The sequence below is a fragment of the Plantactinospora sp. DSM 117369 genome (assembly GCF_053764795.1).
In genome coordinates this window covers 8,571,858-8,595,247 of sequence record NZ_CM132446.1, presented here as the reverse complement: position 1 = coordinate 8,595,247, position 23,390 = coordinate 8,571,858, and the positions used below count along the sequence as shown (strand labels likewise).

The window sequence follows — 23,390 nt, the reverse complement described above, 5'->3', positions numbered from 1 at the left end:
CGAGGATCTGGTGCTCATCTGCCGGTGGCACCGCTCCCGGCGGTACGGCGGCGGGGGAGCCGGGCCAGCACCAGCCGGCGCAGCCGGGCGTCGGTGACCCAGAGCAGCACTCCGGCGGCCAGCCCGGCCGTCCCGCCCAGCACCAGCAGTTCGACCACCGGTCCGGCGTCCAGGCCGGTCCGGGCCACCACCAGCGGAACCAGTGCGGCGACCACCGCGGCCAGGATCGCCGGCACCGTCGGAGCGAGGAAGGCCGCGATCGACGCCCTCACGGCCCGGCTCACGGTGACCCAGACCGCGAGGGCGGTCACCACGACCTGCATCCCGACCCCGGCCAGCGCCACCGCGGTCGCCTCGGCCACGTCGCCGTACCCGGTGAAGAGGGTGCCGACGGCGGCCAGCGTCGCCACCCCGAGTACCCCCCGGGTCCAGAGGATCGCGGCGAGCTTGCCCGGCTGGCCGATCGCCTGGAGCGCCGGACCGAGCAGCACCCCGTACACGTTGACGGCGCCGAAGAGGCAGAGCAGCCGGAGCGGCACCTCGGTGCCGGCCCACTGCGGACCCAGCAGCGTGACCAGCGGATGCGCCGCCGCCGCCAGTACGCCGAGCACCGGCAGCCCGGCCAGCGCGCCGAGGTGCTGGAGCTGGCCCAGGTGTGCGGCCAGCGCGGCCCGGTCCCGCTGCAACCGGGACAGCGACGGCAGCGCCACCTGCTGGAGCGAGCGGACCGTCACGTCCACCAGCATGTCCGGCAGCCGGGCCGCCAGCCGGTAGATCCCGGTCGCCACCGGCCCGAAGAAGAGGCCGGTGAAGAGGACGTCCGCCTTGGAGCTGAGCATCAGGCCCAGCCCGGCGTTGGCCGAGTGGGCGGAGAAGACCAGCAGGTCCTTGATGCCGGCCAGCCGGGGCCGGCGGCTGGGCCGCCACGGGCAGACCCACCAGAGCACCACCAGCCCGACCGCCGCATTCACCAGCTGCTGCGCCACCAGGGCCCAGATGCCCGCTCCGGCCAGCGCCAGCACCACCCCGACGACGCCACTGAGCAGCGAGGCGAGCAGGGTACGGATGGCGACCGCGCGGAACCGCAGCTCCCGGCGCAACACCGCCTCGGGCACGATGGAGAGGCCCTGCAACAGCACCAGCGGGGAGAGCGCGACGCAGATCGCGGTCAGCTCCGGGGCCCGGTTGGCCATCGCCCACAGTGGACTGGCGGCCGCGGTCAGCCCGCCGATCACCACCCCGGCCAGCACCAGCACCACGAACGCGCCGTCCAGGTGCTCTCGGGTGAGCCCGTCCCGCTGCACGATCGCGGAGACCAGCCCCTGCTGGATCAGCGTCTGCGCGACCGTGATGAAGACGGTAGCCATCGCCACCAGGCCGAACTCGCTCGGCCCGAGCAGCCGGGCGAGCAGGAAGGTGACCAGGATCGACGAACCGATCCGGCCGGCGGTGAGCAGGTACGACCAGCCGATCGCCGAGCGCACCCGACCGGCGCCGTCCGACGGGAGCGACTCCGGGGCATCTGCCGGGGTGCTGGCTGGCTGTTCCGGAGCCGTCCGGGCGGGCTGGAGCGCGGCCACCTAGGCGCTGCCCTTCGCCGCGCTGGTACGCCGACGGACCAACCGGCGGCGCAGCCGGCCGAGCCGGACCCGGACCCGGCGGGCCCACCAGGTGGCCAGGAACGCCACCGCCGAACTGAGCCGGGTGCCGAGCGGCTCGGAGCCGGTGGAGAGGGTCCGCAGCGTCTCGGCGAGCATCCGCAGCCGGGGCGCCCGGACCCGCTTGCCGCTCTGGGCGAACCAGGCGAGTGCCGAGGCCGGGGTGGCGTCCTTGGCCTGCCGGGTGGAGGCGCCGTGCATCCGGCGCAGGAAGAGCGGCTCGGCCACCTCGTGGATCTCGCCGAGCCGGGCCACCTCGGCGATCAGCGTGTAGTCGGAGGAGAGGAACGGGCGGATCATCCCGGTCCGGCGCAGCGCCGACATCCGGAACACCCCGAAGTGCGCGTGGCAGAGGTTGATGTTCTTCGCCACTCCGGCCACCCGGCGCCACGGCCGCCGGTCGCGCAGGTCCAGCCGGTCGGCGTACGGGCCGATCACCTCGCCCGCCTCGTCGATCAGCACCGTACGCGGATAGGCGAGTACGGCGTGCGGCCCGGCCGCGTCCAGCGCCGCCACGCAGGTGCGCAGGTACGCCGGCAGGCAGACGTCGTCGTACGCCACCCACTTGAACAGCTCGCCCCGGGCCAGCTCCACCACCCGGGCGTAGTTGACGTGCCCGCCGAAGTTGCGCGGGTTGCGGTAGAGCCGGATCCGCGGGTCCTTCGCCGCGTACCGCTGGCAGATCTCCCAGGTCCGGTCGGTGGAGGCGTTGTCGCTGATGATGATCTCGAAGTTGGGGTAGTCCTGGGCGAGCAGGGCGTCGAGGCAGCCTTCGAGGTAGCGCTCGGCGTTGTAGAGGGGCACGCCCAGACTCACCCGTGGCGCTGGCTCCATCATCTCCTCCGCTCAGGCGACCAGCAGCTCGGCCCGCACGCCGAGCTGGCGCAGCGCGGCGTCGATCTCGTCCCGGTAGGCCGGGTTGGTGATGATCACCGATCGGGTGCCGGAGCCGGCGAGGGTGGCCGGATCCCGCACCTCGTGCCCGGTCACCGGCAGGTAGCGGCCCCACTTGCGCGGGTTGACGTCCACCACCGCGGCGAGCCGGCGGTCCGGGTCGGCCAGGTGCAGGAACTGCACCCCGCGCGAACCGGCCCCCCAGAGCACCGGCCGGTCGCCGGCGGCCAGCAGCCGGTCGATGGTGCCGCGCCAGCGCTCCCGTTCGGCGGCGTGCCGGTCGGCGAAGCCGGCGATCGAGCCGAGCTGGCGGTCCCGGTCGGCCGGGCCCGGCAACTCCGCTCCGGGCAGCTCGGTGCCGGTCACCGGCGGTGCCGCGTTGACCGAGATCTCGACGTACCGGAACATGCCGGCGAAGAGCCGCCCGGTGGCGAGCACCCGCCAGCCGGCCCGCTCGACGATCCGGCACAGCGAGTACCCGTCGAAGTAGGAGACGTGCGGGTAGATCACCTCCCAGCCGGCGGTGGCCAGGTCGTAGCCGGCGTCCGGCACCTCCAGGTAGCCGTAGATTGGCCGGTCGCCGGCCAGCTCGCGGAGCCGGACCAGGAAGGCGTACGGGTCGTCCAGGTGTTCGAACCAGTGCCGGGAGGTGACCAGGTCGAACTCGCCGGTGTCGGCGTCCAGCGGCGCGTGCCCGCGGTGGAAGGTCGCGCCGGACGGGTCCGGGCCGGGGGTCCCGGCGTACATCGCGTCGTAGCCGATGCCCTGGCAACCGGCGACGTGGCACAGCTCGCGGAGGAACTCGCCCTGGCCGCAGCCGACGTCCAGCACCGTGCCGCCGCGCAGCGGGAACCGCCCGGCGAGGTGCTTGACCAGTTCCGCCGAGAAGACGCCGAAGGCGGGCGAGTGGTGCAGGTTGGTGTCCATGGTGGTGTCGTAGACCAGAACGGCCGGGTCGAAGGCGAGGTTGCGCACGTACCCGCATTCCGGGCAGTACGCCAGCCACATCCGGCCCAGCGGGCTGGCCAGCGCCTCGGCCCGGCTGGCCCAGTGCACGCCGCAGTAGACCGGGATCTCGCCCAGGTCGGCGAAGGGCACCAGGTCGTGCCGCCCGCAGGCCGTGCACCGGTGCACCGGCTGCCGTCCGCCGGAGCCGCCGGCACCGGTCACCGGGCCCTCCAGCGCAGCTCGGCGTCGAGCCGGCCGGCCTCGGTGAGCGCCCGGATCCGGCGCAGCCGCTGGTGCCGCTCGCCCTGGAACGCGTCGATGGTCAGCCCGTACCGCTGGTACGCCTCGACCAGCTCCTCGATCCCCTTGCGCACCGTCCAGCGGGGACGGAACCCGGGTACCTCGGCCGCGACCAGGTCACAGCTCACCCGGTAGTTGCGGGTGTCCGCCGAGGCGCCACCGGCGAATGTCACCCGGGAGCCCGGTACCACCTCGGCGACGAGTTCGGCGACGTCCCGGATCAGGTAGTTCTCGCCGGTGACCCCGATGTTGTACGCCCGGCCGTGCACCGTGGCCCGGTCCGCCTCCAGCAGGGCCAGGAAGGCCGCACAGATGTCCTCGGCGTGCACCAGGGGCCGCCAGGCCGAGCCGTCGGAGAGCAGCCGTACCTCGCCGGTGAGCAGGGCGTGCGCGGTGAGGTCGTTGACCACCAGGTCACCGCGGAGCCGGGGCGAGAAGCCGTACGCGGTGGCGTTGCGCAGGAAGACCGGGGAGAAGTCGTCGTCGGCGAGCGCGGCGAGGTCCTGCTCGGCCCGGATCTTCGACTCGCCGTACGGGGTGACCGGCGCGAAGCCGGCGGTCTCGTCCAGCGGACGGTCGTCGGTGCCCGCACCGTAGAGGCTGCACGAGGAGGAGAAGAGGAACCGGGTCACCCCGGCGGCCTTGGCGGCCTCGGCCAGCCGCACCGTCGACCGGTGGTTGATCTCGTAGGTCAGCTCCGGGTTGAGGTTGCCGATCGGGTCGTTGCAGAGCGCGGCGAGGTGGCAGACCGCGTCGAACCCGGCGAGGTGCTCCGGCCGGACGTCCCGCAGGTCCATCGCGAGGGAGGGCACGGCCGCCGGTGCCGGGCCGAGCAGGCAGTCGGAGTAGTAATCGGTGTCCAGGCCGGTCACGTCGTGCCCGGCGGCCCCCAGCATCGGGGTGAGTACGCCGCCGAGGTAACCATGGTGGCCGGTCACGAGAACACGCACGGCAAAGCTCCCGTCGTCGACCGGGTGAGAAGGCGAGTTTATGGGTGGCCCCCTGACCGGCCGGGCTATTGTCGGACTTTTTACTCAACCGCTCCCGCCGCGCCGGAGTGCTGGTTAGCGTGGCGCGCAGGCGGGCGGGCGCCGCGCCGGTATTCCGATCATATCGGGGTGGGTGGGGCATGACCGATGCCAAATGTCGGCTGTGTGCGGCGGTATTGACCGAAACGTTTGTCGACCTCGGCATGTCGCCGCTCTGCGAGAGCTATCTGGACGCCGACCGACTCGATTCGGCCGAGACCTTCTATCCCCTGCACGTCCGAATCTGTTCGAACTGTCTGCTCGTACAACTTCCGGCGTACGTGTCCGGAGAGGAAATCTTTTCCGACTATGCCTATTTCTCGTCGTATTCCGACTCCTGGGTGACGCACGCCAGGCGGTACGCGGACACGATGACCGAGGCGCTCGGTCTCGGGCCGGACAGCCTGGTGACCGAGGTGGCGAGCAACGACGGATATCTGCTCCAGCACTTCGTCGCCAGCGGCGTACCGGTGCTCGGGGTGGAGCCGGCCGGCAACGTCGCCGAGGTGGCCCGGCGCCGGGGCATCCGGACCGAGGTGCGGTTCCTGGGCGCCGAGACCGGTGTCGAGCTGGCGGAGCGGTACGGCCGGGCCGACCTGGTGGCCGCCAACAACGTCTACGCGCACGTGCCCGACCTGATCGGGTTCACCGCCGGGCTGGCCGCGCTGGTCAAGCCGACCGGGCTGGTCACCTGCGAGGTGCCGCACCTGCTCCGGCTGATCGAGCGCCGGCAGTACGACACCATCTACCACGAGCACTATCAATACCTGACGCTGCGTACCGCGATGCGCGCGCTGGCCACCGCCGGCCTGATCGTGACCGACGTGGACGAGTTGTCGTCGCACGGCGGTTCGCTGCGGGTGCACGCCCGGCCGGCCGCGGCGGCCGGGGAGCCGTCCGGCAACGTCAAGTCGGTGCTGGACGCCGAGACCGAGGCCGGGCTGCACACCGTCGCCGGGCACCTCGGCTTCGCCGACGCGGTCTTCGACATCAAGCGGGAACTGCTCGACTTCCTGCTCACCGCCCGGGCCCAGGGCCTGCGGGTGGTCGGCTACGGGGCACCGGGCAAGGGCAACACGCTGCTCAACCACTGCGGCATCCGAGCCGACCTGCTGGAATACACCGTGGACCGCAGCCCGCACAAGCAGGGGAAGTTCCTGCCCGGCACGCACATCCCGATCCACCCGCCGGAGCGGATCGCCGAGGACCGCCCCGACTACGTACTCGTGCTCCCCTGGAACCTGCGCACCGAGATCTCCGCGCAGCTCGCCTACGTGCGGCACTGGGGCGGGCGACTCGTCTTCCCGATCCCCGCCCTGGAGGTGGTGTGATAACGCCTCCCCATGGCTGGGAGCCGGGGGATTTCTGGCTCGGACCGCACCCGAGCACCGTCCCGGAAGGAGGTGATCGCATGTCTTACGTCGTCGGCACCAGCACGGTCGCGTTCTGCCATGGTGAGGATTACCCTCGCGGCGTTCCGGTCGCGGCAGGCGGTGTGTCCGCAGGTGTCGCACCGGAAGACTCTGACCCCCAGCCCGAGGCGGTGCTTGGCTCTCGCACCGCACTGCGAGCAGGTCATCGTGGTGTAGGCGGGCGGTACCAGCACCACCTTCCGGCCCGCCCGCGTGCCACGGTCGACCAGTTCCCGCTTCGCGGCGCCGATCGCCGCGTCGGCGGCCTTGCGGGCCATCCGGGACCTGACCAGGAATGTCGGCTTGAAGTCCTCGATGGCGATGGTCGCGTGGTTGTCGACGACCTTCTTTGCCCAGACCCGGGCGTCGTGGGCGTTCTGCCGGGCCGCCCTCCTTGCGACCCTCGCCGCCTGCCGCCTGGCCCGAAGGTACCCATTCGACGGCTTGACACCCTTCGCCCTGCGGCGGCGGGCCATCCGGCGCTGGAGTCTGGCCAGCTCGGCGGCGCACCGTTTCCGGTGGTCGAGGTACGGCAGGTCGTAGGCGGGGTCGGTAGTCGTCGCGGTCGTCGTGACGCCCCAGTCGACACCGATTGCGCCGTCGGCGTCTGGCGCGGGCGTGGTGTCGCGGCGGACGACGAAGGAGGCGTACCAGTGCCCGAGCGTGTCCTGGTAGACGCGGACGCTGGTCGGGTCAGACGGCAGTTCGCGGGACCAGACGACGGGAATGATGACGCCGCCGGGCAGCCGCAGCCGACGCTCGCGGATCGAGAAGCCGCGGGTGGTGTATTCCAGGCTGGGCAGCGTGTCTTCGCGCCGTTTCGGTCTCGGCCCGCCCCGTCCCTTCACTCTGAAGGAGTGCTGGAGGGCGAGGGCGTAGGTACGCAGCGTCTGCTGCTGGGCGACCTGGGACCCTTCCCGCAACCACGACGAGCGGGCCCGCGCCCCGGTCAGCAACTTCGACAACTTGCCGAAGGTCGGCCTACGCCCGGTCTTGTGCTGGTGGACGGCCTCGTTCCACAGCCAGCGGCACCGCCCCCACTCGGCCAGCAGCGTGGCCCGCGCGGTCGCGCCGGGACGCAACCGGTAGGTGTACCGCACTGTCTCGTCCACGCCGGCAAGCATCCCAGCCGCATCCGACAGGTTTTGCCCCGCAGAGGAGTCGACGCCGTGTCGAAAACCACCACCACGTCCGACCGCCCTGTCCTCCCCATGGCTAACGCCAGGGGTTTTTCGGGCGGGTCTTGATGAAGGTCGTCCTCTTCTGCGGCGGCCTGGGGATGCGGATGCGCGAGGACGCGGCCTCCGCGCCGAAGCCGATGGCGATGATCGGGGACCGCCCGCTGCTCTGGCACGTGATGCGCTACTACGCCCACTTCGGGCACACCGACTTCATCCTCTGCCTCGGCTACGGCGCCGTCGCGGTCAAGGATTACTTCCTCCGGTACGACGAGACGCTCTCCAACGACTTCAGCCTCTCGATGGACGGCCGGGACGTGCGGCTGCACTCCGCCGACATCACCGACTGGAACATCACCTTCATCGACACCGGCCTCGGGGCGAGCATCGGCGAGCGGCTGATCCGGGTCCGCAAGTACGTCGAGGACGAGCCGATGTTCCTGGCCAACTACGCGGACACCCTGACCGACGCGCCGCTGCCGGAGATGGTCGACCGGTTCCGCTACACCGACGCGGTGGCCAGCCTGCTGGCCGTACCGGTGCAGTCGACCCACCACGTCATCGACATCGCCCCCGGCGACCAGGTCACCCGGGTACGCCCGATCCGCGAGCTGATGCAGTGGGAGAACGGCGGCTACTTCATCCTGCGCCCGGGGATCTTCGACGTGCTGCGCGAGGGGGAGGACCTGGTGCCGCAGGCGTTCGACCGGCTGCTGCCGGAGCAGCGGCTGATCGCCCAGCGCTACACCGGGTTCTGGCGGGCCGCGGACACCTTCAAGGACCGGGCCGAGCTGGAGCAGCTCTACCACTCGGCCCGCTGCCCGTGGATGCTCTGGGACGCCAACCGCAACCGGGGCCGCCGGCCGGCGACCCTGGAGCCGGTGCTCGCCGCCGCGGGCAGCGCCGGGGGAGCCCGCGAGCTGGGGCTGACGGGTTGATGATGCCGCTGCGCCTCTCCGCGGCCCGCTCGGTGGTGTTGCTCGGGGCACATCCGGACGACATCGAGATCGGCGCCGGCGGGCTGCTGCTCGCCCTCGGCGACGTACCCGGGCTCCGGGTGCACTACGTGCTGCTGACCGGCAGTCCCGCCCGGCAGGCCGAGGCGCGGGCGGCGGCCGCGGCCTTCCTGCCCGGCGCTCGGCGGAGCTTCGCCCTGCACGACCTGCCGGACGGCCGGGTGCCGGCCCGGTGGGGCGAGGCGAAGGAGATCGTGAACGCCGCCGCCGCGACCCTGAACGCCGATCTGGTGCTGGCGCCCAGCCCGGACGACGCGCACCAGGACCACCACACACTCGCCGCGCTGGTGCCCACGTCGTTTCGGGACGCCACGGTGTTGTACTACGAGATCCCCAAGTGGGACGGGGACCTGGGCCGGCGCAACGTCTATCTGCCCCTGACCGAGGAGCGGGTACGCCGCAAGGTCGAGCTGCTGCACGCGAGCTATCCGTCCCAGAAGGCCCGGGACTGGTGGGACGACGAAGTCTTCCTCGGGCTGGCCCGGCTGCGGGGGATGGAGTGCCGGTCCCGGTACGCCGAGGCGTTCCGGTGCGAGAAAGCGGTGATCGAGCAGTGACCGAGGCGAGCGAGACGACCGAGGCGAGCGAAGCGCCCGAGGCGAGCGGGACGACCGGGTCGAGCGCCCGAACCAGGGCCTTGTCGGCCTGCCTGTTCGGGGTGCCGGGCGCACACCTGAACCTGGGGGTCGGCGCGCTGCGGGCGGCCACCCTGGGCGGACTGCTGGCCCGGGAGCCGGGCGCGGACGTGACCGTCTTCGACGACGGCTGGGGGCAGCGCGCCGGGCACACCTTCGTGGCCGGCCGGCCGGTGCCGATCTCGCTGGCCGGTGCCCGGCACTCGCGCCGCTACCACCGGCCGGAGTCCTACCTCAACATGCGGATCAGCGCGGCGCTGGGCGGGCTCGGCAACGCCGGGCTGGCCCGGATCGACGCCGCCGACGTGGTGTTGGACGTCAGCGGCGGGGACAGCTTCAGCGACATCTACGGCGAACACCGGTTCCGCACCGTGGCCTGGCCGAAGCGGCTGGCGCTGCTCCGGCGCCGCCCGCTGGTGCTGCTGCCGCAGACGTACGGGCCGTTCCGCTCGGCGCGGCTGCGGGCCGAGGCGGCGGCGCTGGTCCGGGGCGCGCGGATGGCCTGGGCCCGGGACCCGGAGAGCTACGGCGCCCTGGCCGACCTGCTCGGCCCCGACCTCGACCCGACGCGCCACCGGGAGGGCGTGGACGTGGCCTTCGCGCTGGAGCCGAGGGTGCCGGACGAACCGGCGTACCAGCGGTTGGCCGGGTGGTTCGAGGCGGATCCGGGGCCGGTGGCCGGGATCAACGTCAGCGGGCTGATGTCCCGGCCGGAGGGCCGGGTCCAGTTCGGACTCGCCGGGGACACCTCCCGGGTCGCCAACCGGCTCTGCGAACGCCTGCTGGAGCAGCCGGACACCCGGGTGATCATCGTCCCGCACGTGCTCACTCCCGGCGGGACGGACGACGACCGGGTGGCCAGCGAGCGGCTATACGCCGCGCTCGCCCCCCGGTACGGCGACCGGGTCGCGCTCGCCCCGTCCGGGCTGGACCCGCACCAGAGCAAGTGGGTGATCGGGCACACGAGCTGGTTCTGCGGGATGCGGATGCACTCCACGATCGCCGCACTCTCCTCCGGGGTCCCGGCGGCGGTGGTGGCGTACAGCGACAAGGCGCGGGGCGTCTTCGCCAGTGTGGGGCAGCGCCGGCACGTCGCCGATGCCCGCCGGCTCGCCGACGACGCACTGCTCGACGCGCTCTGGACCTCCTGGACCGGCCGGGCCGAGACCGCAGCCGAACTGGCCGTCCGGACTCCGGCCGCCGTCGGGCGGGCCGCCGCCCAGATGGACGAGTTCGTGGCGCTGGCCCGGGCCGAGCGGGACCGCCGCGCGCCGGCCGGGGTGCGCTGATGGTGCGGCCCCGCACGGTGCACGACGTGGCGTCCGGCAAGCTCTGCACCGGGTGCGGGGTCTGCGCGTACCTGGCGCCGGACGAGGTGCGGATGGTCGACGTGCTCGACCACGGCCGGCGGCCGCTGCCGATCACCCCGGTCGGGGCGGCGGGCAGCGGCGCGACGGCGGCGCTGGACTGCTGCCCGGGGGTGCGGCTGGGGCACGGCAGCGGCCGGCCGGCGCCGGGCGAGATCCCCGAGCTGCGCCCGGCCTGGGGACCGGTCCGGGCGATCTGGGAGGGGTACGCCGCCGACCCGGCGATCCGGTACGCCGGCTCCAGCGGCGGCGTGGCGACCGCACTGGCCGGACACTGCCTGACCGGCGAGGGGATGGCCGGGGTGCTGCACATCGGCGCCCGGGCCGACGTGCCGTACCTGAACGAGACCCGGCTGTCCCGCACCCCCGCCGAGCTGCTCGCCAACGCCGGCTCCCGGTACGCCCCGGCGAGCCCCTGCGACCGGCTGGACCTGGTCGAGTCGGCCGAGGCGCCGTGCGTCTTCGTCGGCAAGCCCTGCGACGTGGCGGCGGCCCGGATGGCCCGGCAGGTCCGGCCGGAGCTGGACCGGAAGCTCGGGCTGACCATCGCGATCTTCTGTGCCGGCACCCCCACCACCCGGGGCACCCTGGAGATGCTGGACCGGCTCGGGGTGGCCGACCCGACCCGGCTGGAGTCGGTGCACTACCGGGGCGCCGGCTGGCCCGGATCGGCCCGGGCCCGGCTCGCCGACGACCCGCCCCAGCTGCGCCGGGAACTGAGCTACGCCGAGTCCTGGGGCGACATCCTGCAGAAGCACCGGCAGTGGCGCTGCTACCTCTGCGCCGACCACACCGGCGAGTTCGCCGACGTGGCGGTCGGCGATCCGTGGTACAGGCCGACCGGCGACGACCCGGGCCGGTCCCTGGTGCTGGCCCGTACCGAGCGGGGCGTGCGGCTGGTCGAAGCCGCCATCGCGGCCGGGGCGCTGGTACTGACCCCGGTCAGCGCCGGCATCCTGCCCGCCTCGCAGCCGAACCTGCTCCGGGCCCGGGGTGCGGTGTGGGGGCGACTGCGCACGCTGCGGGCCGCCGGGCTGATGACGCCCCGGCTGCGCAACCTGCCGATGGCCGGGATCTGGTGGCGGAACCTGTCCACGGTCGAGAAGCTCCGCTCCACCCTCGGCACCCTGCGCCGGATCGGCCGCAAGCGGCTACGTGAACCGGCCGTGCTGGAGGCGTACCGGCCGCCGACCCGGGACGGGGCGCCGGCTGTTCCGGCACCCGGGCCGGCCCCGTCGGCCGACTCCGCTCAGACCACCGGCTGACCGTTGTCGAAGTAGACGTTGGTGGCCCGTTCCCAGATCACCCCGGGTCGGTTCCAGCCGGAGACCACCCCGTACCGGTAGTCGCGGCCGTACTTGTTGTTCCGGAACAGGATGTTGGAGCCGATCAGCCGGGGACTGATCCCGATCGAGTAGTTGCCGCCGTTGCAGTAGTTGTCCTCGAAGGTCAGGTTGGTCAGCGACGGGCTGGTCTCCGAGCCGATGGTGAGGCAGGAGTTGAACGGGTCCCGGGTCACCGGGTTGTACGACAGCAGGGTGTTGTGCCGGACGATGATGTTGTTGCCGCCGGTGCTCTGCAACACGTCGTTGTGCGAGCCGGCGACCCGGGCCAGGCTGTGCAGGTACGAGTCGAAGATCCTGGTGTTGTCGGCCAGCCGCGGGCCGTCGATCATGTTGTAGACGTTGCCCCGGCGCAGCGTGTAGTTGCCGCAGCAGATCGAGGCCGAGTTCTTCGCCATGCCGTTGATCTCGACGTCCTGGATCAACAGGTTGGTCGCCCCGGCCAGGGTCCGGATCGAGTACGTGGTGCTGTTGCAGGTGATCCGGGACCGCAGGATCTGTACGTTGGCGGCGGCGACGGTGACGCAGCCGACGATGTTCAGCCCGCTCACCACCTGCCCGGCGGTACGCAGGCTGAGCGATCCGGAGTTGCGCAGCGCCGTACCGGCCGGTACGCCGGTGTTGCCCGGCCCGGGCCAGTACGTGATCGGGGTGGGCGGCGCGCTGGCCGGGGCGTACGGCGGCCGCTGCGCCATCGCCCGGGAGTCGGGATCGGGGTCGGGTGGCGGCATCGGCCCTCCGGTCGGACCGCTCGGCCCCTCGATCCGGTACGGCTTTCCGTCCTGGGAGGACTCGACGATGGTGGCCGGGTTGCCGCCGGTCTGCCGGAACGCCTGGCGGCACCCGTTGATCCGCACCCGTAACGCCGAGTAGCCACCCGGCACCACGCCGTCGGTCCCGGCCGAGGTGCATCGGATCTCGGTGTCCTCGATCAGCGTGCCGACCACCCCGGACCGGATCACGATGGCGGCGGCGCCGCCGGTGCGTACCTTCACCCGCCGGATGGTCACGTTGTCGGCCGCCACCTCGATCGGGCGGTCGACCGTCTGTCCCCAGAGGACGGTGCCGGGCTGGTCGAGCACCATCGGCGCGGCCCGGACCGGCTGCCCCGCGACGTTGAGCACGAGATAGCCGCTGGCGGCGAGGAGGGCGGCCGTGACGCCGAAGATCCCGATGACGGTCGCGCGGCGCCGGTCGCGGTGTGGCTGGCGGACGGGATTCGCTGGCTCGATCGGAGGTTCGGCGTTGGTGTCAGTCACGGCTACCCCCCACGGGCGCGTCGCACACGGGCAGGGGCCGCCGCTCGTGCGCGACGAGGCGCCCACCGCCGATTCGGCCGGTCCGCGCCGACTCCCCCCGAGCCGACACGATCGCGCGATCGAGCCACCTTCCCAGCTCAGGAGGGGTGCGATTCCGATCGTCTCGATCTACTGGCCATGAATGAATACTACAAGCCGTGTTGAAGGGGTTACTATTCTCGATTCAGACGGATTGCGGACAGAAGTTGCGGCTCACCGGTGTTGCTGCCGGGGCAGCACCACCTCGCGGAGCACCAGTTGGATCGCGGCCACCGCCGGGATGGCCACCAGCGCGCCGATCACCCCGAACAGGGCCACCCCGAGCAGCGCCGCGACGATCGCCGCCACGTCGTTGACCTGCACGGACCGGCGCATCACCCGGGGATAGACGAGGTAGTTCTCCACCTGCTGGTAGATCAGGAAGAAGACCACGCAGGCGATCCCGGTCGGCACGTCGGTGGCGAAGCCGACCAGGCTGATCACCACCGCTCCGATGGTCGCGCCGATCTGCGGGATGAGATCACAGATCGCCACCACCACGGCGAGCGCGAACGGGTACGCCAGGTCGACGACGATGGCGAAGACGAAGGTACTCACCCCGGCCAGCAGCGCGATGGCCAGCGCCCCCACCATGTAGGCGCCGACCTTGGCGAGGATCTCGTCGCCGATCAGCCGGACCCGGTCCCGCCGGGTGGCCGGGACCAGGCCGTAGCCGAGGTCGCGGAGCCGGTCGAAGGTGGCCATGAAATAGATGGTCAGCACGATCACGGTGACGATGTTGAAGACCGCGCCGAAGATGAACCCGGCGGCGCCGAAGACCCCGCCCAGGGCCCGGGTGATGTTCTCCGTGGTGGCCGCCGACTCGATCTTGCCCGCCAGGTCGTACTGGATGATCAGGTCGTTGACGGTGTCGTTGCGGCGCAGTTGGGTCACGTAGTCGGGTACCTGCCCGATCAACTCACCGGTCTGGCTGACGATCGGCGGGACCAGCGCGTACACCGCGCCGGTGATGACCGCGAGCAGGGTCAGGGTCACCGCCGCCACGGCGAGGCCACGGGGCAGCCCCCAGGACCGCAGCCGGACCACCGCCGGGTGCAGGCCGATCGCCAGGAAGAGTGCGATGAAGACCAGCACCAGCACCGAGCCCGCGTTGCGGACCGCGAGGAAGATCGCGTACGCCAGCAGCACGCCCAGCCCACCGGTGAGCCCGACCAGGAACGGGCTGAGCCGCAACGGCTGGCCGGGCCGGCCGAACCGTCCACTGCCGGCGGACCCGGTCGCGCCGGCACCGGGATCCGGGTCGCTACCGGCTGGCTCGGTGGCGACCGGACCGGCATCGGCCAGATCCCCGTCGACCGGGCCGGCCGGCCGGGGCACGTTCTCCGGGGCGTCGCCGTCGCGCCGCTCGTCCTGCACCGATGGCTGCTCGCTGCCCACCCTGACCTCCCCCGACTGATCGTCTCGGCGAAGGTTAACGGGCCGGAGCAACGGCCGCGACGGGACGGGCCGGTCCCGGTCCGGCTAGTCGGAGTCGACGGTGACCTTGTTCGACTTGGTGCCCTGGTCCTCGACCGTCGGCTTGCCGCTGCGCTTCCCGGAGTCGCCGGTGCTGGTGATCCGGGTCGGCATCGGTTCCCGGCCACCGGTGCCGGGCACCGCGGCCACGGTCGGCTCGCCGTCGATGCTGCCGCCGTCGGCTCCGCCGGTCACCGGCTCGGTCACCCGGGTCGCCCCGGACTTCCCACCGCCTGTCGATCCGGCGTGCTGGTCGGCGGCAACCTGCTCGGCGGCGGCCTCGACGATCTGCTGCATGTCCGCCTCGGCCTGTGCCAACTGCTGCTCGGCCTGCTGGGCCGACTGCTCCGTACCGGTCAACCGGTCCCGCTCACCGGCGAGCTGGTCCCGCGCGGCGGCCAACTGCCGCTGGATCCGGTCGGACTCCTGGCGGGAGGCGACCGTCTCCTGGCGGATGTCGGCGAGCGCCTGCTGCGCCTCGGCGATCTCCTGCATCACCTCGGCCAACTGCTGCCGGCCGGCCGCCGCCTCCTGCTGGGTACTCGCCAGGTGCTGCTGCGTGGTGGCCAGGTGCTGCTGCGCGGTCGCCATGTACTCCTCGAACTGGCGGCGGGACGTCGCGGCCTGCTCGTCGGCCTGCCGCTGCAACTCGGTGAGGCGCTCCTCGGCCTCCCGCCGGATCGCCACGGCGTGCTCGTCGGCCTCCCGGCGTACCCGCTCGGCGTACTCGTCGGCCTCCTGGCGAACCCGGTCGGCGCCGCCCTCGATCTCCGCCCGGCGGGTCTGGTACGACTCCTCCAGCTCTGCCCGGCGCTGCTCGAACTGCTGCTCCAGCTCGGCCTGCCGCTCCTGGAACTGCTGCTCCAGCTCGGACTTGCGCTGGTTGAACTCGCGGTCGGCCCCGGCCCGGTAGGCGGCGAGTTCCTCCTCCAGCGCGGCCCGGCCGGCGGCGAGTTCCTGCTCGGCCGCGCTCCGCAGGGCGGCGATCTCCGCCTCCGCGGCGGTACGGCGCCGGTTCACCTCCTGCTCGACACCGGCCCGCCAGGCGCCCAGTTCCTGCTGCGTCTCCGCCCGTACCTTCTGGGCGTAGTCCTCGACCTCGGCCCGGGACTTGCGGACGTACTCCGCCGTCTCCTCGTTGATCCGGGTCGCCTCCTGCTGGGCCTTGGCGTGCGCCGCCTGCCCGGCCTCGCGGAGCTGGGTGGCCTCGTGCTTGGCCTTGGCGTGCAGTCCCTGGCCGGCCTCGCGCAGCCGGGTGGCCTCCTGCTTGGCGATCTCGATCATGCGGTCGGCCTCCTGGCTCGCCGCGTCGGTGAGCCGCTGCGCCTCCTGCTGGGCCTTGACGTGCGCCGCCTGTCCGGCCTCGCGCAGCCGGGTCGCCTCCTGCTGCGCGGCGTCGCGCAGCCGGTTGGCCTCGTGCTGGGCCGCGTGCCGCAGCCGCGCGGACTCCTGGCGGGCCCGCTCGACGACCTGCTGGCTCTCCCGCTCGGTCCGCTCGGTCAGCTCCCGGGCCTGCTGGTTGGTCAGCTCGGTGAGCCGGTTCGCCTCCTGCTCGGCGGTGTCCCGGAGCTGCTTCGCCTCCTGTAGGGCCTTGGCGTGCGCCGCCTGGCTGGCCTCGCGCAGCCGGTTCGCCTCCTCGGCGGCCCGGTTGCGCAGCTCGGAACCCTCCTGCTTGGCCTTCTCGAACGCGGCCTGCGCGGCCTCGCGGAGCCGGGTGGCCTCCTCGGCGGCGGCGGTGACGGCGGCGTCCGCCTCGGCCCGGCGGGCCGTGTTGACCTTCTCCTCCTCGGCGCGGCGGGCGGCGAGCGCGAGTTCGAAGTCGCGCAGCGCGTCGGCGGCCTGCGCCCGGGCGTCCTCGAGCACCTGCTCCGCCTCGGCCCGGCGGGCCTCGATCTCCTGGAGCGTGTCCCGGTGGATGATCTCGGCCTGTTCCTCGGCGAGCGTCAGGATCTGTTCGACCACCGGACCGAGGTGCCGGAACGACGCCCGGTCGACCACGCCGACCTGCCGGCGTACCGCCGTAAGGTCGCGTTGCAGCACCTCGACCTGCCCGGCCAGATTGTGGATCTGGGTGTACGCGTGCTCACGCTGCGCCGCCAGAGTGGCGATCTCGTTTTCGGCGCGAGCGACGTATCGGTCCACCTGCCCCTTGTCGTAGCCCCGAAAGGCCGGCTCGAAGCTCGGCTCCGTAGCCACGTCCCCGTTCAGGGCAAACAGTTCCTCGCCGTGCGACATACTCCCATCCTCACACGCGGTGGCTGGTTCTGCGGCGATACCCGGCGGGGCTGATGGGACGAAGCTCACTGGTGGTGACATTGCCCGACCTATCGGACCGTACGCCGGGCAGCACTTGGGGCCGTACCGGAAGTTCCGGTACGGCCCCGGCCGTGCTGCTGCCCCGCAGTCCGACCCGCGAGCGTCGTCGGGTCAGCTCGTCGCGTCGGCGGGAACCCGCTCCTCCGCCTCGGTCTTCTCGTCGGTGGCCGCCTTCGGCGCCTCCGGCTTGGCGGCTGCCCCACCCACGCCCGGCACGATGCCGGCCAGGCCGGAGAGCATCTGGCCGAGCTGCGAGGTGACGGCGTCCTTCTGCCGGGTGAGGTCCTCGACCTCGCGGCGGGCCGCCTGCGTGGTCAGGTCGGCTTCGGTACGCGCCTCGGTGAGCAGGCGGTGCGCCTCGGCGCGGGCCTCGTTGAGGGTCTTGTCGGCGAGCGCCTTCGCCTTGTCGATGGTCTCGTTGGCGTTCCGCTCCGACTCCACCCGGCGGGCCTCGGCGCGCTGCTCGATCTCCTTGGCGCGGTCCTGTGCGGCCCGGGCCCGCTGCTCGGCCTCGGCGACCAGCTTCTGGGTCTGGGCGACCTGGGCGGCGTGCCGCTCCGACTCCTCGCGCTCGGCCTTCTCCCGGCGCTCGGCGAGCTGGAGCTCCAGCGCCTGGAGGTCCTTGTCGCGCTTGTCCCGGGCGTCGGTGAGCAGCTTGGTCGCCTCGGCGCGCTTCTCCTCGGCCTCCCGGGCCGCCTTGGCGCGCTGCTGGGTGATCTCCCGCTCGGCGGTGGCCCGGAGGGTGGCGACCTCCCGCTCGACGGTGGACTTCAACTCGGCGACCTCGTGCGCGGTCACCGTACGGAGCTGCTTGGTCTCCCGCTCGGCGTCGGCGCGCAGGGTGTCCGCCTCCCGGCGGGCCTGCACCCGGACCTCGGCGGCCTCCCGCTCGGCGGCGGTGCGTACGCTGCCCGCCTCCCGCTCGGCGGAGGCCTTCATCGCGGCGGCCTCGGCACGGGCCTTGTCGGTGATCTCCCGCGCCTCCAGCCGGGCGGCCGAGAGGATGCCCTCCGACTCGCGCTTGGCCTCGCCGCGGTGGTCGTTCGCCTGCTCCTCGGCGAGGCGCAGGATCTGCTCGACCCGGGTGCCCAGGCCGGAGAGGGTGGGGCGGTTGTTCTCCTCGAGCTGCTTGTTGGTGTCGGTGAGCTTCTGCTCGACCGACGCGAGCCGCTGCTCGGCCTGGCGGAGCCGACGCTGTGCGTCGTTCATCCGCTGCTCGGCCTCGGCACGGGCCTGCTCGGACTGGTTCAGAGCGGCGTTCAACCGGCCCAGGTGGCTGTTGACCTGCTCACGGTCGTAGCCGCGCAGGGCAACCGTGAAGTCTGGCTGCGAGTTCGCGTTGTCGAAGAACGCGAGAGGGGAGGACTGCTGCTGGGGCATTGGGACATACTTGCAGACTTACCGGGGTGCTTCGCAAGGCCCGAGCCGTACTATCGCGCCCAGTTCACAAGGTCAACTCAACCCGCCGGACGACGATTCTGTTTGCCGGTTCTACCGTCCCCGAAGGACCTCCGGACAGTGGTGTCGGGGCCGGTTCCGCACCCCGGTGCCGCGGACGGGATCCGGTGCGGTCATCGTCCCGCCAGCCGGGCCACGATCGGGGCGGCGGCGTCCAGGTTGCCGCCGAGATGCAGATAGCTGACCCCGTACCGGTCGCGGAGCGCGAGGAGCTTGTCGATGCACTCGTCCACGCTGCCGTGCAGCACCGCCGGCGAGCCGGCCAGCGCGGCCGGGTCGACTCCTCGGGCATGACTGGACGAGGTGTGGTGCGCGACCCCCCGGTGCACCACCCGTACGTCGAACATCCGGGACTGGAACTCCAGGTCGGCCGGGTCCCGCCCGGCGGCCGTCGCGGCGTCCCGGGCCCAGGCCACCTTCCGGGCGAAGCGCTCCGGACTCAGCTCGGCGACCGCGGCCAGCGGGTCGACGTCCGGGGCGAGCCGCGGGTTGATCCCGACGATGTCGGCGCACCGGCCGGCGAGTTCGAGGATCCGCCGGCTGCCGCCGCCGACCAGTAGCGGGGGATGGGGGCGCTGCACCGGCTCGGGCAGCCCGAGCAGTCCGCTGATCCGGTAGTGCCGGCCGGTGAAGTCGACCGGCTTGTCGCCGAAGAGCCGGAGCAGGATCTCGATCGACTCGGCGAGCCGCCCGACGCGGACCGCCGGGGGGTCGAACGGCAGCCCGGCAGCGTCGTGGTCGTCGCGCAGCCAGCCGGCGCCGAGGCCGATCTCCACCCGGCCGCCGGAGAAGACGTCGAGGTTGGCCAGTGCCTTGTGCAGGAGTACCGGATGCCGGAAGTCGTTGCAGAAGACCATGCCCAGCACCCGGAGCCGGGTGGTGGCCTCGGCGGCCACCGTCATCGCCACCAGCGGGTCCATCGCCCAGCCGCCGGTGAAGTGGTCGGAGACCGAGACGGAGTCGAAACCGAGGGCCTCGATCCGGCGGATCTCGTCGCGCCACCGCGCCGCCGGCCGGTCCAGCCCGGGCATCGCGGCGGTGAACCGGAACGGGCGTACCCCGGCGGGAGCGGCTCCGGCCGGGACGGCGGACGACCCGGTACGCGGGGCCGGCGTCGCCGGGGTGGCGGCGGGCGCGAAGGGCTGCGCGGGCGGCATCGCCCGACTCTATGTGCCGCCGGGCGCCGCACCCGGCCTTTCCAGCCGGGTACCGGGGCGAAGTCGGATTGTCGACACGGGCCCCGGCCCGACCGGACGGCGCATTCCGGGCCGCCGGCTCGCGGCCTACCGTGACCGCTGCGCAGACCCAGCGTGATCCGCTGGGCACCAGACCTACCGGGAGCTACCGCAGGAGGCCGCAGTGACGGTGCTGCACTTCGACTCGCCGATGTCCGACGACGAGCGTCGAGCACGGCTCTTCGCCGGGGACCTGTTCGTCTACTCGCCGACGCCGCACTCGATGGCGCTGGTCGCCTTCGCCCGGCAGATGACCGAGACCGCGTTCGCGCCGCACTTCCCGCCGGAGGCCCAGCACCACCTGGCCGGCCCGGACTACGTCTCGGTGCTGGCCGAGCTGAAGCCCAGCTTCATCAACCACCCGCGCAGCGCCGAACTCGTCCGGGGGCTCCTCGCAGACCTTGGCGCCGACCCGGTGCAGACCTACTTCGACGTGCCCCGGCTGCGCTCGATGACCAGCGAATACCTCAACGCGGGGCTGACGCTGCAGTTCGAGCCGCACCGGGACACCTGGTTCTCCGCGCCGATGTCCCAGCTCAACTTCTGGATCCCGGTGTACGAGGTGACCGAGGCCAACGTGATGGCCTTCCACCCGGGATACTTCGACACCGGGGTGCGGAACAGCTCCCGGGACTACAACTACGCGCAGTGGGTGGCGCACGGCCGGACCACCGCCGCCGCGCAGGTGCACGCCGAGACCCGCAAGCAGCCCGGGCTGGAGCAGGAGCTGGAGCGGGAGCCGGACCTGCGGGTCATCACGCCGCCCGGCGGGGTGCTGGTCTTCTCCGGCGCCCAGCTACACACCACCGTGCCGAACACCTCCGGCCGGACCCGGTTCTCCATCGACTTCCGCGCGGTCAACCTGCACGACGTGCGGGCCCGGGCCGGTGCCCGCAACGTCGACTCGGAGTGCACCGGCACCACCCTGGGCGACTTCCGCCGGGCCACCGACCTGGCACCGCTGCCGGCCGAGCTGGTCGAGTCGTACGACACCGTGCCGGCCTGAGCCGGCGCCGCCCGCCCGACCCGGGTCAGGAGGCGGCGGGTTCGACCAGTTCCACCAGTACGCCGCCGGCGTCCCGGGGATGCACGAAGTTGACCCGGGAGCCGGCGGTACCCCGTCTCGGCGTCTCGTAGAGCACCCCTACGCCCCGGTCGCGCAGAGCCGCGCAGGCGGCGTCGATGTCCGCCACCGTGTACGCGACCTGCTGCACCCCCGGGCCGCTGCGGTTCAGGAACTTCGCGATGGTGGAGTCCGGGCCCAGCGGCGCCAGCAGTTGCACGCAGCCGCCGGCCGGTGTCGGCCCGACCCGGAGCATCGCCTCCCGGACCCCCTGCTCGGGGTTGGTCTCGGTGTGCACGCAGCGCATCCCGAAGACCCGTTGGTAGAACTCGATCGCCGCGTCGAGGTCAGGCACGGCCACCCCGACGTGATCGATGCCGAGCAGGCCGATGCCTGTGAGATAGTCGGCAGTGGGGGTACCCGGGCTGTCGTCGTCCACCAGGATAGTCTGACCTAACCGACGTTAAGGTGCTCCGCCAGGTCCCCCCGGAGGCGACAGTTCCCATGGCATCCGTGATCGTCAACGGCGCCCGTACCCCGATGGGTCGGCTGCTCGGCAACCTCAAGGACTTTCCGGCGACCACGCTCGGCGGCATCGCCATCCGGGCCGCCCTGGAGCGCTCCGGGGTCTCCGCCGACCAGGTGCAGTACGTGATCATGGGGCAGGTGCTCCAGGCCGGCGCCGGACAGATCCCGGCCCGGCAGGCGGCGGTGGAGGCGGGCATTCCGATGTCCGTACCGGCGCTCACGATCAACAAGGTCTGCCTCTCCGGCCTGGACGCGATCGCGCTGGCCGACCAGCTCATCCGGGCCGGCGAGTTCGACATCGTGGTGGCCGGCGGCATGGAGTCGATGACCAACGCCCCGCACCTGCTGCTCGGTCAGCGGGCCGGCTACAAGTACGGCGACGTGACCGTGAAGGACCACATGGCGCTGGACGGCCTCACCGACCCGTGGGACTGCTGCGCGATGGGCGAGTCCACCGAGCGGCACAACGCCCGGCACGCGATCAGCCGGGCCGAGCAGGACGCCTTCGCCGCCGCCAGCCACCAGCGGGCCGCCGCCGCGCAGAAGAACGGCGCGTTCGCCGAGGAGATCGTCCCGGTGACGGTGCCGCAGCGCAAGGGCGACCCCTTGGTGATAAGCGAGGACGAGGGCGTACGCCCGGACACCACCGCCGAGTCGCTGGCCCGGCTGCGCCCGGCGTTCACCCCGGACGGGACCATCACGGCCGGCAGCTCCTCGCCGATCTCCGACGGTGCCTGCGCGGTGCTGGTGATGAGCAAGGCGAAGGCGACGGAGCTGGGGCTGACCTGGCTGGCCGAGATCGGTGCGCACGGCAACGTGGCCGGTCCGGACAACTCGCTGCACTCGCAGCCGGCGAACGCGATCCAGCACGCGCTGCGCAAGGCCGGGCTCGGCGTCGGCGACCTCGACCTGATCGAGATCAACGAGGCGTTCGCGCAGGTGGGCGTCAAGTCGATCCGGGACCTCGGTGTCTCCGGCGAGATCGTCAACGTCAACGGCGGTGCGATCGCGCTGGGCCACCCGATCGGGATGTCCGGGGCCCGCCTGGTGCTCACCCTGGCGATGGAGCTGCGCCGCCGGGGCGGCGGTACGGGCGCGGCGGCGCTCTGCGGCGGCGGTGGCCAGGGCGACGCGCTGATCGTGCACGTGCCGGGGCAGGCCGGCGGGCGGGAGTGACGGCGGCGTCGGCCGCGGACCGGCCCGCGCCGCAACCGGCCGGGTCGGTGCGGCGCAGCCGGGACGTGCCGATGCTGGTGGACCGGGCCCGGCAGGGAGACCCCCGGGCGGTGGCCCGGCTGATCACCCTGGTCGAGTCCGGTGACGAGCTGCTGCCGCAGGTCGCGGCGGCGCTCGCGCCGTACACCGGGCGCGCCCAGGTGATCGGGCTGACCGGTTCACCCGGGGTGGGGAAGTCGACCACCACCAACGAACTGGTCCGGGCGCTGCGGGCCCGGGACCACCGGGTCGGGGTGCTCGCGGTCGATCCGTCCAGCCCGTTCACCGGCGGGGCGATCCTCGGCGACCGGGTCCGGATGCAGGACCACGCCACCGACCCCGGCGTCTACATCCGGTCCATGTCCAGCCGCGGACACCTGGGCGGGCTGGCGGCGGCCACCCCGCAGGCGGTCCGGGTGCTGGAGGGGGCCGGCTGCGACGTCGTACTGGTGGAGACCGTCGGGGTCGGCCAGGCCGAGGTGGAGGTCGCCTCGCTGGCCGACACCACCCTGGTACTGCTGGCGCCGGGGATGGGCGACGCGATCCAGGCGGTCAAGGCCGGCATCCTGGAGATCGCCGACGTGTTCGTGGTCAACAAGGCCGACCGGGACGGCGCCGACGCCACCGTGCGGGACATCAACGGCATGATCGCACTGGGCGAGCGCGGTCCCGGGCAGTGGCGCCCGCGCGTGGTGCGCGCGGTGGCGGCCCGGGGCGAGGGGATCGACGACCTGGTCACGGCGGTGGAGAAGCACCACGGCTGGCTGGTCGAGCACGGCGAGCTGCGCCGCCGCCGGGAGGCCCGGGCCGCCGCCGAGGTCGAGGCGATCGCGCTGGGCACGCTCCGGGACCGGATCGGCTCGCTCCGCGCGGGTACGTCGCTCGCGGCGCTCGCCGCCCGGGTGGCCGACGGCTCGCTCGACCCGTACGCGGCAGCCGGTGAGCTGCTGGACCAGCTCGGCCGGGCCACCGGCTGACGGCGC

19 protein-coding genes are annotated in these 23,390 nt (G+C 72.7%); 8 read left to right on the top strand and 11 right to left on the bottom strand.

Going from position 1 to position 23,390, the window contains the following annotated elements; all coding sequences use genetic code 11:
• Positions 1–14 precede the first annotated feature (14 nt).
• From ACSMXO_RS36735 to ACSMXO_RS36720, 4 genes are read right to left on the bottom strand one after another with little or no spacing between them, the layout of a single operon-like run.
• On the bottom strand, positions 15–1,580 hold the full coding sequence (locus ACSMXO_RS36735; RefSeq protein WP_455415536.1) for a lipopolysaccharide biosynthesis protein: 1,566 nt from the start codon (positions 1,578–1,580) through the stop codon (positions 15–17).
• The gene (locus tag ACSMXO_RS36730; RefSeq protein WP_346260813.1) at positions 1,581–2,474 is read right to left on the bottom strand and encodes a glycosyltransferase family 2 protein; all 894 of its coding nucleotides are present in this window, start codon (positions 2,472–2,474) and stop codon (positions 1,581–1,583) included.
• Positions 2,475–2,504: 30 nt separating this feature from the next.
• Positions 2,505–3,722, bottom strand: a complete 1,218-nt coding sequence (locus ACSMXO_RS36725) for a methyltransferase domain-containing protein (protein ID WP_455415535.1) — start codon at positions 3,720–3,722, stop codon at positions 2,505–2,507.
• Positions 3,719–4,750, bottom strand: coding sequence for an NAD-dependent epimerase/dehydratase family protein (locus tag ACSMXO_RS36720; RefSeq protein WP_346260811.1), 1,032 nt, complete (start codon positions 4,748–4,750; stop codon positions 3,719–3,721). The genes ACSMXO_RS36725 and ACSMXO_RS36720 overlap by 4 nt, the downstream gene beginning before the upstream one ends.
• 179 nt (positions 4,751–4,929) lie before the next feature.
• Here ACSMXO_RS36720 and ACSMXO_RS36715 point away from each other — a divergent pair, with 179 nt between their 5' ends.
• Positions 4,930–6,159 (top strand): methyltransferase domain-containing protein, encoded by a 1,230-nt coding sequence (locus ACSMXO_RS36715; protein ID WP_455415534.1) that lies wholly within the window; start codon positions 4,930–4,932, stop codon positions 6,157–6,159.
• Here the strand turns inward: ACSMXO_RS36715 and ACSMXO_RS36710 are convergent.
• Positions 6,099–7,352 (bottom strand): RNA-guided endonuclease InsQ/TnpB family protein, encoded by a 1,254-nt coding sequence (locus tag ACSMXO_RS36710; RefSeq protein ID WP_455415533.1) that lies wholly within the window; start codon positions 7,350–7,352, stop codon positions 6,099–6,101. The two genes, ACSMXO_RS36715 and ACSMXO_RS36710, sit on opposite strands and share 61 nt — an antisense overlap.
• Before the next feature lie 134 nt (positions 7,353–7,486).
• Between ACSMXO_RS36710 and ACSMXO_RS36705 the strand changes: the two genes are divergently transcribed.
• The 4 genes from ACSMXO_RS36705 to ACSMXO_RS36690 are packed head-to-tail and all read left to right on the top strand — an operon-like array spanning position 7,487 to position 11,701.
• On the top strand, positions 7,487–8,356 hold the full coding sequence (locus ACSMXO_RS36705; protein ID WP_455415532.1) for a glucose-1-phosphate cytidylyltransferase: 870 nt from the start codon (positions 7,487–7,489) through the stop codon (positions 8,354–8,356).
• On the top strand, positions 8,356–8,991 hold the full coding sequence (locus ACSMXO_RS36700; protein ID WP_346260807.1) for a PIG-L deacetylase family protein: 636 nt from the start codon (positions 8,356–8,358) through the stop codon (positions 8,989–8,991). The genes ACSMXO_RS36705 and ACSMXO_RS36700 overlap by 1 nt, the downstream gene beginning before the upstream one ends.
• On the top strand, positions 8,988–10,358 hold the full coding sequence (locus tag ACSMXO_RS36695; RefSeq protein ID WP_455415531.1) for a polysaccharide pyruvyl transferase family protein: 1,371 nt from the start codon (positions 8,988–8,990) through the stop codon (positions 10,356–10,358). The genes ACSMXO_RS36700 and ACSMXO_RS36695 overlap by 4 nt, the downstream gene beginning before the upstream one ends.
• A complete protein-coding gene (locus ACSMXO_RS36690) occupies positions 10,358–11,701 on the top strand; it encodes a Coenzyme F420 hydrogenase/dehydrogenase, beta subunit C-terminal domain (RefSeq protein ID WP_455415530.1) in 1,344 nt (447 codons plus the stop codon). The genes ACSMXO_RS36695 and ACSMXO_RS36690 overlap by 1 nt, the downstream gene beginning before the upstream one ends.
• On the opposite strand, the gene ACSMXO_RS36685 is transcribed toward ACSMXO_RS36690, so the two are convergent.
• The 5 genes from ACSMXO_RS36685 to ACSMXO_RS36665 all read right to left on the bottom strand — a co-directional run bounded on the left by ACSMXO_RS36685 (position 11,686) and on the right by ACSMXO_RS36665 (position 19,523).
• Positions 11,686–13,038: a hypothetical protein gene (locus ACSMXO_RS36685; protein ID WP_455415529.1), complete on the bottom strand. Its 1,353-nt coding sequence runs from the start codon at positions 13,036–13,038 to the stop codon at positions 11,686–11,688. The genes ACSMXO_RS36690 and ACSMXO_RS36685 overlap by 16 nt on opposite strands.
• A gap of 252 nt (positions 13,039–13,290) precedes the next feature.
• The gene (locus ACSMXO_RS36680; RefSeq protein ID WP_455415528.1) at positions 13,291–14,514 is read right to left on the bottom strand and encodes an AI-2E family transporter; all 1,224 of its coding nucleotides are present in this window, start codon (positions 14,512–14,514) and stop codon (positions 13,291–13,293) included.
• 84 nt (positions 14,515–14,598) lie between these two features.
• Positions 14,599–16,827 carry a coiled-coil domain-containing protein gene (locus tag ACSMXO_RS36675; protein WP_346260802.1) on the bottom strand — a complete coding sequence of 743 codons (2,229 nt, stop codon included), beginning with the start codon at positions 16,825–16,827 and terminating at the stop codon, positions 14,599–14,601.
• 192 nt (positions 16,828–17,019) lie between these two features.
• Entirely contained in the window at positions 17,020–18,288 is a 1,269-nt protein-coding gene (locus tag ACSMXO_RS36670; RefSeq protein WP_346260801.1) for a coiled-coil domain-containing protein, read from the bottom strand.
• 191 nt (positions 18,289–18,479) lie between these two features.
• Positions 18,480–19,523: a TIGR03621 family F420-dependent LLM class oxidoreductase gene (locus ACSMXO_RS36665; protein ID WP_455415527.1), complete on the bottom strand. Its 1,044-nt coding sequence runs from the start codon at positions 19,521–19,523 to the stop codon at positions 18,480–18,482.
• Positions 19,524–19,725: 202 nt separating this feature from the next.
• On the opposite strand from ACSMXO_RS36665, the gene ACSMXO_RS36660 reads away from it, so the two are divergent.
• The gene (locus tag ACSMXO_RS36660) at positions 19,726–20,607 is read left to right on the top strand and encodes a phytanoyl-CoA dioxygenase family protein (protein ID WP_346260799.1); all 882 of its coding nucleotides are present in this window, start codon (positions 19,726–19,728) and stop codon (positions 20,605–20,607) included.
• A 25-nt stretch (positions 20,608–20,632) separates the two neighbouring features.
• Here ACSMXO_RS36660 and mce read toward each other — a convergent pair whose 3' ends face one another.
• Complete coding sequence (gene mce, locus ACSMXO_RS36655) at positions 20,633–21,103, bottom strand: methylmalonyl-CoA epimerase (protein ID WP_346260798.1); 471 nt, start codon at positions 21,101–21,103, stop codon at positions 20,633–20,635.
• A gap of 65 nt (positions 21,104–21,168) precedes the next feature.
• Here mce and ACSMXO_RS36650 point away from each other — a divergent pair, with 65 nt between their 5' ends.
• Both ACSMXO_RS36650 and meaB read left to right on the top strand, forming a co-directional pair.
• Positions 21,169–22,368, top strand: coding sequence for an acetyl-CoA C-acetyltransferase (locus ACSMXO_RS36650; RefSeq protein WP_455415526.1), 1,200 nt, complete (start codon positions 21,169–21,171; stop codon positions 22,366–22,368).
• A gap of 71 nt (positions 22,369–22,439) precedes the next feature.
• The gene (meaB, locus tag ACSMXO_RS36645) at positions 22,440–23,384 is read left to right on the top strand and encodes a methylmalonyl Co-A mutase-associated GTPase MeaB (protein WP_455419396.1); all 945 of its coding nucleotides are present in this window, start codon (positions 22,440–22,442) and stop codon (positions 23,382–23,384) included.
• Positions 23,385–23,390: the final 6 nt, after the last annotated feature.

Coding starts and splice junctions, on each gene's coding strand:
- ACSMXO_RS36715 (WP_455415534.1), top strand. CDS start 4,930: ATGACCGATGCCAAATGTCGGCTGTGTGCGGCGGTATTGACCGAAACG.
- ACSMXO_RS36705 (WP_455415532.1), top strand. CDS start 7,487: ATGAAGGTCGTCCTCTTCTGCGGCGGCCTGGGGATGCGGATGCGCGAG.
- ACSMXO_RS36700 (WP_346260807.1), top strand. CDS start 8,356: ATGATGCCGCTGCGCCTCTCCGCGGCCCGCTCGGTGGTGTTGCTCGGG.
- ACSMXO_RS36690 (WP_455415530.1), top strand. CDS start 10,358: ATGGTGCGGCCCCGCACGGTGCACGACGTGGCGTCCGGCAAGCTCTGC.
- ACSMXO_RS36675 (WP_346260802.1), bottom strand. CDS start 16,827: ATGTCGCACGGCGAGGAACTGTTTGCCCTGAACGGGGACGTGGCTACG.
- ACSMXO_RS36670 (WP_346260801.1), bottom strand. CDS start 18,288: ATGCCCCAGCAGCAGTCCTCCCCTCTCGCGTTCTTCGACAACGCGAAC.
- ACSMXO_RS36665 (WP_455415527.1), bottom strand. CDS start 19,523: ATGCCGCCCGCGCAGCCCTTCGCGCCCGCCGCCACCCCGGCGACGCCG.
- ACSMXO_RS36650 (WP_455415526.1), top strand. CDS start 21,169: ATGGCATCCGTGATCGTCAACGGCGCCCGTACCCCGATGGGTCGGCTG.
- meaB (WP_455419396.1), top strand. CDS start 22,440: ATGCTGGTGGACCGGGCCCGGCAGGGAGACCCCCGGGCGGTGGCCCGG.